Source organism: Yoonia sp., from assembly GCF_036007805.1.
Taxonomy (GTDB): Bacteria; Pseudomonadota; Alphaproteobacteria; order Rhodobacterales; family Rhodobacteraceae; genus Yoonia.
Genome location: NZ_DASYOK010000390.1, coordinates 1 through 7,203, shown reverse-complemented (window position 1 = coordinate 7,203; position 7,203 = coordinate 1). Strand labels below are relative to the sequence as shown.

Here is a 7,203-nt window from a genome sequence, read left to right as displayed (position 1 = left end):
TGCGCCAGTAGCGCCAGACGCCCGTAGGCTTTGCTGCCCGGTGTCGCGACGATCCTTTGCGCCACTTCGCGTTGGAACATCAGTGTCAGGCTGTCCCAGAAGGGGGGCCATTCCGGTGGTGTCAGCCAGCGCACCAGAAGTTCCGTGCCGACGTTATAGGGCAGGTTTGCGGCGATCTTGATGGGTTGCGTGAGGTGTTCTAACGGATTGACGTTAAGTGCATCGCCGTTGATGGTCTGCAATCTGTCCGGATAGGCCGCGGCAATTTCGGCCAAGGCGGGCATGCAGCGGGGGTCCTTTTCAATCGCCAGCACGCGGCGCGCACCTTCGGCCAAGAGACCCCGCGTGAGGCCACCTGGACCGGGGCCGATTTCGAGCACGTCAGCGCCAGTGAGATCACCGGCCAGCCGCGCAATCTTGGCCGTCAGGTTCAGATCGAGCAGAAAGTTCTGGCCGAGCGACTTTTTCGCGGCCAGTTCATGCGTGGCGATGACGTCGCGCAGGGGGGGCAGGTTATCAATCACGGGCATCGGCCATTGTTGCGGCCATGCGGATGGCCGCGATCATCGAGGTGGCGTCGGCGATCCCTTTGCCTGCGATGTCAAAGGCTGTGCCGTGGTCGGGCGACGTGCGGATGAAAGGCAGGCCCAGCGTCACGTTCACACCGCCGGAAAAATCCAGCGTCTTGATTGGGATCAGAGCCTGATCATGGTACATGCAGACCGCCACGTCATAGCGCGCACGCGCGCCTGCGTGGAACATCGTGTCGGCAGACATCGGCCCGCTGATATCCATGCCTTGGGCGCGTAATGCATTTAGCACGGGGGTGATCATGTCTTGCTCTTCATGGCCCATTTTTCCATCTTCGCCCGCATGCGGGTTCAAACCCGCCACGGCGATGCGCGGCTTGGTGATGCCGAAATCACGGCGCAGTGCGGCATGGGTAATTAGAAGGGTATCGGTCAGAAGGCTGGCTGTCAGTGCTGTTGGCACGTCAGAGAGCGGGATATGAATGGTGGTCGGCACGACGCGGAGCGCATCACAGGCCAGCATCATCACCACCTGATCGGTCCCCGCGAGGGCCGCGAGGTATTCGGTATGCCCGGGGTAGGCGAAACCGGCACCGTCGATCAGTGCGGCCTTATGGATGGGTGCGGTACAGAGCGCGCGGGCGGCACCGGCCTGTACCAGCGCCACTGCATCTGCGATCGCCGCAATCACACCGCTGGCATGGCGCGGGTCAGGTTTGCCGGGGGTCGCAGGGCTGCCGAAATCGCGGGCGAGCACCGTCATCTTGAACGGGTGGATATCGCTGGGATCAGTCGCGCGGTGCACATCGGTGCCTGCAGGCAGGTGCGCCGGATCACCGATCCACAACAGCGGCACTTCGTTTCGGAGCGCCTGCCAAGCCGTAACTGCAATCTCGGGGCCGATCCCTGCCGGTTCGCCGCAACTGATGGCGATCGGTTGCATCAGGGGCGGATAACGGCAGAGGCCCGCAGGTCTTCAAGCAATGCATCGGCCAGTGCTGTCAGGCGCTGGCTCAGGATTTGCTGCCGCACGACGGAGGGATCAAGTGTGTCGGCGCCTGCCGCGTTGCGCGCGCAAAGCATCAGGAATACGAGCGTTTCACCATTGTCGCGCGTCAGGTTGTAAGACACTTCACCCGGATCAAGACGGGCCAGTTCCAGCGCGATTTCTTCAGGAATCGCAGAGGGCGCAACTGTCAACCGGTCGAGCACCTCAACAGGTTGGTTGCGCGCCACGCCGTAAAGATCATCGCAGGTGTCGACCTGATCGCTGACTGCTGCCGCCTGACGCAGGCCGGCGTCTGATTTGCCGCCGGGAATATAGTAGGCGGCGTATTCAAGGCTAACGGGGGCCTGTGCGGGGCGCAGGGCCTCGCGCGTGCCACGCAATTGGAACAGCGCGATACCGTTGGGGATCTCGATCGGTTCGGTCACTTCGCCCGGTTCAAGCGCAAGGATAATGGTGCGGATCTGCGGTGGATAATTGTCAATGGGCAGCCATCCCAGCCGTCCACCATCTTCGCGCGAGGGCAGGGCCGAGACCTGTCGCGCTGCGGCTTCAAACTCTGCAAAAGAGCGCATCCGCGAGATCTGATCAGCCGCCTGTCGTGCCCGTGCAGCGCGGTCGGGGGGGGCCGCGATGATGATTTCCGAGAGCAGCACTTCGAGTTGCGAGCGGGCGTTGCCGCGTTGCGAAATGGCGCGTTCCACGTCGCTATCGGTGATTGTCACCTGACGGCTGAAGCGCGCGCGCACAAAATCGCGCCAAAGCACGCCGATTTCGACAAAGGTGCTCAGCGTACTGACATCAACGCCGTTCTGCGCAAGAACTTGCGTAAATTGTGGAAGGGTCATGTTCGCCCGTTCGGCGAAAGCTTCCAATTCCTGTTGCAGTGTCTCTTCGGTGATGGTCACACCGAAACGCGCCATTTCCTGTTGTTTCAGACGATCCTCGATCAGTGCATTGCGCGCGGCCTGATTCAGGTCACCCGGGGTGCGAAACAACTCGAGCAGGCGGATGCGCTGTGTTAACTCATATTGCGTGATGACGCGGTCATTCACCGTAATCACAGGTGTCAATTGGCCTTGTGCGACCGCAGTTGTGCCAACACATGTCCCGATAAAGACCGCAGCCACTGCCGCCATAACCCGACTTTTAAGCATCTCAAAACTCGTCATTCGTTTCAGTTTCCGCATCCTGTCGCCCGCCCCGTGGAAAAGCTTCCGATAGAGCCGCTTATCCCGAAAGTTGTTGTCGGTTCAACCGTAGTGGAAGACGTAAAGCGGCGCGAGGCCGAAACGTCGACGGTCACACATTCGTTTCTCCATTGCAGGGTTGCGCCTGCACGTACCGGCCGGTCTTCTGCAAGATCATAGCGCGCATCCACGTCGATTGCCCATGATTCATTGATGACAAAGCCTGCATCCACCGTCCATTCCGAACTTGTCTCGAAGCGGTCTTCCGCTGGGTCCGGGCCCAGCCAGACATAGTTCGCACCCAGCGATACGCGGTCGTTTTGCCATGCGATGCGGCTGTCGATAACTGTCAGGTCCTGCAGGCCGTTCCATAGGCTGCGCGTATCAAAGAGGAAACCGCCGGGGGCTGTGAACTGGCCCGCAAGCAGCCAGTCGGAATTGCGCCCGTCGAGGCCGGATGTCCTGGTGAACCCATCCTGTTCTTCTTGGCGAAACACCCGCCCAAAGCTGAGAACCGAGTTAACCCCCCGTGGACCCAGCCGCGTCCATGTCAGACCGGCCGCTGTTTGCAGACCTGTTTCGATGCGGTCATCGCCCGCATAGCGTGACAGCGCAAAAAGATTGGCACGGTCAAGTTCGGTGCGCAGGCTGTCTTCGTTGGGAGGTGTGCCGCCATAGGTTTCGGCCCAACTCAGGCTGACGACAGGTTCCAGAAGATGGGTGGCACCCGCTGTGCCAACGCGCCCAAGGGGCCAGCGCAATGTCGCCCCGATACTGGGCGCGAGGCGCAAGTCTGCGTCATCGAATGCGTCGTCATCGCTGACGAAATAGACATCTGCGCGGAATGCGGTTTGCGTATCTGCGACAAATCCATACGGCAGAACCCAACTGTCGGACCATGCGCCTGTCGCCCCCATGCGGCCGACATCGCGTCCGGCGTCACCGTCGGTTGTGCTATATCGGTAGGCCGCATCAAGGCTTGCGCCATAGCGCAAGACACCGCCAAAGGTGGGTTCATAGCGCGTTTCGTAACTCAGATCTGCGATGATCGGGGGCAAGGATGCGTCGTTTTCCTCATCGCGTAGCGATTCGTAATTCGTTAATCGTGCATTGAAAAGTGCAGCGTCCGTCACCCGCAGCAACTGAAGGGCGCTGTCGAGACGATCTTTGTCCGAATACCCGTAATCCAGAAGATAGGCAGGGTCACTGGCGGTTTCGATATCAAAGTTCAGTTGATAGGCATTCGCAAGATCGAACCGGCCTTCGGCGAAAAGATAAGACCGCGCTTCGGGCAGCAAAGTGTCGTCGCTGATCGCACCCTCGACGGTCAGGTTTCCATTGGCAAAGGCCTGCCGATAGCGCAGTTCAAGCGTGGTTGTTTCCGGTGAGACATAGGGCGTCAGCGTCAGGTCGCGATGATCACCAAGTGTGATGAAATAGGGCAGCTTGATCCCGAAGCCCAGTTGTGTGGTGTTGCGCTGTTCGGGGATCAGCAGGCCGTTGGCCCGGTCAAGCGACGGGTCGGGCAGGCGCATGCGCGGCAACCACAGAACCGGAATTCCGCGCACGCGCAATGTTGCGTTGCGGAAATAGAGTTGCCGTTCTTCTGAATCGTGGATCACCTGCTCGGCGCGGATTTCCCATAGCGGGGCCTGCGTGCCGCAGACGCGGCAAGAGGTGGCCGTGGTCTTGTAGAGTTGCGAATAGCGTCCGTCGCGGCGGTCGATCTGGTTCGAAGCCACTTGCAACTGCTGTTCAAGTACGATGCGCGCGCCTTGCAGGATCCCGTTCTCAAGGCGGGGGTCAAGCGTGGCGCGGTCTGCGGTAAAGACGGTACCGTCTGCCGCCTGAACGATGATCGGTCCGACAATCTGCAACCTGTCGCTTTCGCGATCAAAAACAATCTCGCTGGCGGTCAGCCGGCTGCCGTCATAGAGCACTTCAACATTGCCCGTTGCAATCAGTTGTTCGTCTTCCGTCAGCACAACACGATCCGCGACAAGTGTCGCAGCCCCCTGCGCATGCAGCGAATAAGGCAGGCAAAGCAGCAACAAAAGCAGGACAACGTGCATTAGCCGTCCTCGTTATGCAACAGGAAACCCATGGATATCCCGATTGCGACAAAGGGCGGGGCCCATGCCGCAAGCAACACCGGCAACTGGCCGTTTTCGCCAAGCACCTGCGCAAAGTTGCGGATGAAATAGATCACAAAGGCCAGCAGGATCGCGAACATGACCATCAGGCCGGTGCGCCCGCCGCGCTGATGGCGCAAGGTGAAACTGGCCCCGATCATCACCATCGCGACCAGAAACAAAGGTTGCGCCAGTTCCTTGTGGAACCACATCAGATGGCGCTGTGCCGAAAAGCCGGCGGTTTGCAAACGGTCAATGAACGCGGGCAGGTCCCAGATCGAGATCGAAGATGGCGTGCCAAAGCTGTCGCGGATCTGATCAGGGGTCAGCGTGGAGGGCAGGCTGAGTTCGTCCACAGTCTGTGCTGTCGCTTCGGGCGTTGTGTCTTCGGACAGGGTCCATGACTTGGCGTCTTGCAAGACCCATGCGCCCGCCACCAATTCCGCGGCCTGTGCACTGATCCGCTGGTTCGGTTCTCCGTCGGGCGTAAAGGTCAGAAAGGTGACATCGCTCAACCGCGTGCCATCCAGATTTGCGCTTTGGGCGCGGATCACGGTCTGGCCCGCTTCATCCCCCTGACGCAACCAAAGACCCGACGACCCGATCGAAAGCACCGAACTTGTGCCGCGCAAAGCGTCGCTGCGCACCTCGTATTCTTTCGAGGTGCCCGCGACGATGGGGTTCAAAATCGCAACAGCCAGCACGCCCGCCATAAAGGCGACGGCCAAAGGGGCGAGCAATGCTTTGAGTGCCGAACGCCCCGCCGCCCGCGTCACCACCATCTCGGAGGAGCGCGCAAGGCCGAGAAACAGCGCCACGGTCGCAAGAATGACGATCAACGGCATAATCGTATAAAGCGCGTCGGGGATGTTGAGCAGGCTCAGGATCAGCACATCGGAGAAAGAGGCGTCGGCACTTCCGAAACGGCGCAATTGCTCGACCAGCTCGGAAAAAAGCGTAATCATAAAGAAAACCCCGCCCACACCCATGAGTGTGACCAGGAAACGGCGTGCGAAATAGCGGTGCAGGATCATGGTGCGCTGCCCTCTGGGATCCGGCGTTTGAAAAGATATGGCCGGCTGGCCCAAAAGAGCAGACACCAGATCATCACAAACCCCACAACGCATTGCAGGTAGGCCACAAACCAGAGGTCCGGATCATTGCGCGCTGTGCGCAGACCTGACGTTTCAACTGCCTTGACGATGATAATCAGGACAATTGCGAAAATGATCTGCTTCCACACCCCGAAGCGGCTATAGCCCCCCACCATCAGTGCTGAAAATCCAAGCAGCGCGGCAACGGCGCCCAGAATGGACTGGCTGAAACGGTCGTGTGCTGTCGCCAGAAGCTGGGCGGCTGACCGGTTCGTTTCATCCTGTAGGGCTTGGGTGGGATAAAGCAGTTCCCATGTTGGTATTACATTCTCGCGCCGCCCTCTTGTCGTCGGTTCGCTTATCAAGTTGCTGATGTTGAATGCGAAATCGTCAAATGAAGTGCGGAACAGGCGTGCGTCGGCTGTCCTGAGAATCTGGACCATGCCGTCGATCATCACCAACTGGGTGACCCCATCCTGCCGGACCAGAAACGCTTGTGCCGCGGTGTATGTCACGCCTTCATCCTGATTACGCGTGTCTGACAGAAATACATCGCGTAATTCCCCTTCGGGTGTGATCTCGCGGATATAGAATGTCACGCCGGTAACGGGTTCAAGAAAGCGGCCTGCAGTCAAAAACCGCGCTGTGATGTTTTGTGCGATCTCGACCTCGCGTTCGGCCAAGCGCGCGCTGCTTAGCGGGACAAGAAAATGCATCAGCACCGACATCATCAGAGCCACAATCACCCCGAAATATGCAACAGGACGTGCAAGGCGGTAGGGCGAGTATCCGGTTGCCTGTACCACGGTTAGCTCGGCTTCGGTCGACATGCGGTTGGTTACATAGACCGCTGAGGCAAAGGCCGCTAAGGGGAGCGCCAACCGCATAACCGAGGGTAACGATAGCGCAGTGAATTCAAGGAAAACCGCGGCAGACTGCCCGTCCGCGATCAATTGGTCAAAAAGGGATACAGCGCGGTTGATCCAGTAGATCAACACCAGCACAAGGCTGAAAAAGCCAAACAGCACCATCAGTTGCGACAACATATATCTGTCGAATCGCCCCAATGCTGTGTCCTTTTTGATGCCTGTCGTTTTATTGGGGCCAAACTAGCCCAAGCGCGCGCCGGTTTGAACAGCTATCTGGTCAAAGGGGTGGTCGCGGGCTACCTATTGCCACCAATACATGCACACAGATCGGAGAGACCATGACCACACCCGCTGAAATCCAATTCAAAGACGTTGATCTTGA

The 7,203-nt window shown here is 59.1% G+C and carries 6 protein-coding genes; all 6 read right to left on the bottom strand.

Features of this window, described 5'->3' with window-relative positions; translation table 11 throughout:
* The coding region (locus tag VGP75_RS20570) for a ribosomal RNA small subunit methyltransferase A (RefSeq protein WP_327545423.1) at positions 1–530 on the bottom strand (530 nt) is incomplete at its 3' end.
* A complete protein-coding gene (gene pdxA / locus VGP75_RS20565; protein WP_327545422.1) occupies positions 517–1,473 on the bottom strand; it encodes a 4-hydroxythreonine-4-phosphate dehydrogenase PdxA in 957 nt (318 codons plus the stop codon). The genes VGP75_RS20570 and pdxA, both read right to left, overlap by 14 nt.
* Positions 1,473–2,693, bottom strand: a complete 1,221-nt coding sequence (locus tag VGP75_RS20560) for a peptidylprolyl isomerase (protein WP_327545421.1) — start codon at positions 2,691–2,693, stop codon at positions 1,473–1,475. The genes pdxA and VGP75_RS20560 overlap by 1 nt, the downstream gene beginning before the upstream one ends.
* A 20-nt stretch (positions 2,694–2,713) precedes the next feature.
* A complete protein-coding gene (gene lptD / locus VGP75_RS20555; RefSeq protein WP_327545420.1) occupies positions 2,714–4,798 on the bottom strand; it encodes an LPS-assembly protein LptD in 2,085 nt (694 codons plus the stop codon).
* A complete protein-coding gene (lptG, locus tag VGP75_RS20550; protein WP_327545419.1) occupies positions 4,798–5,892 on the bottom strand; it encodes an LPS export ABC transporter permease LptG in 1,095 nt (364 codons plus the stop codon). Before lptG ends, lptD begins: the two co-directional genes overlap by 1 nt.
* Positions 5,889–6,998, bottom strand: a complete 1,110-nt coding sequence (gene lptF, locus VGP75_RS20545) for an LPS export ABC transporter permease LptF (RefSeq protein WP_414727828.1) — start codon at positions 6,996–6,998, stop codon at positions 5,889–5,891. The genes lptG and lptF overlap by 4 nt, the downstream gene beginning before the upstream one ends.
* Positions 6,999–7,203 lie beyond the last annotated feature (205 nt).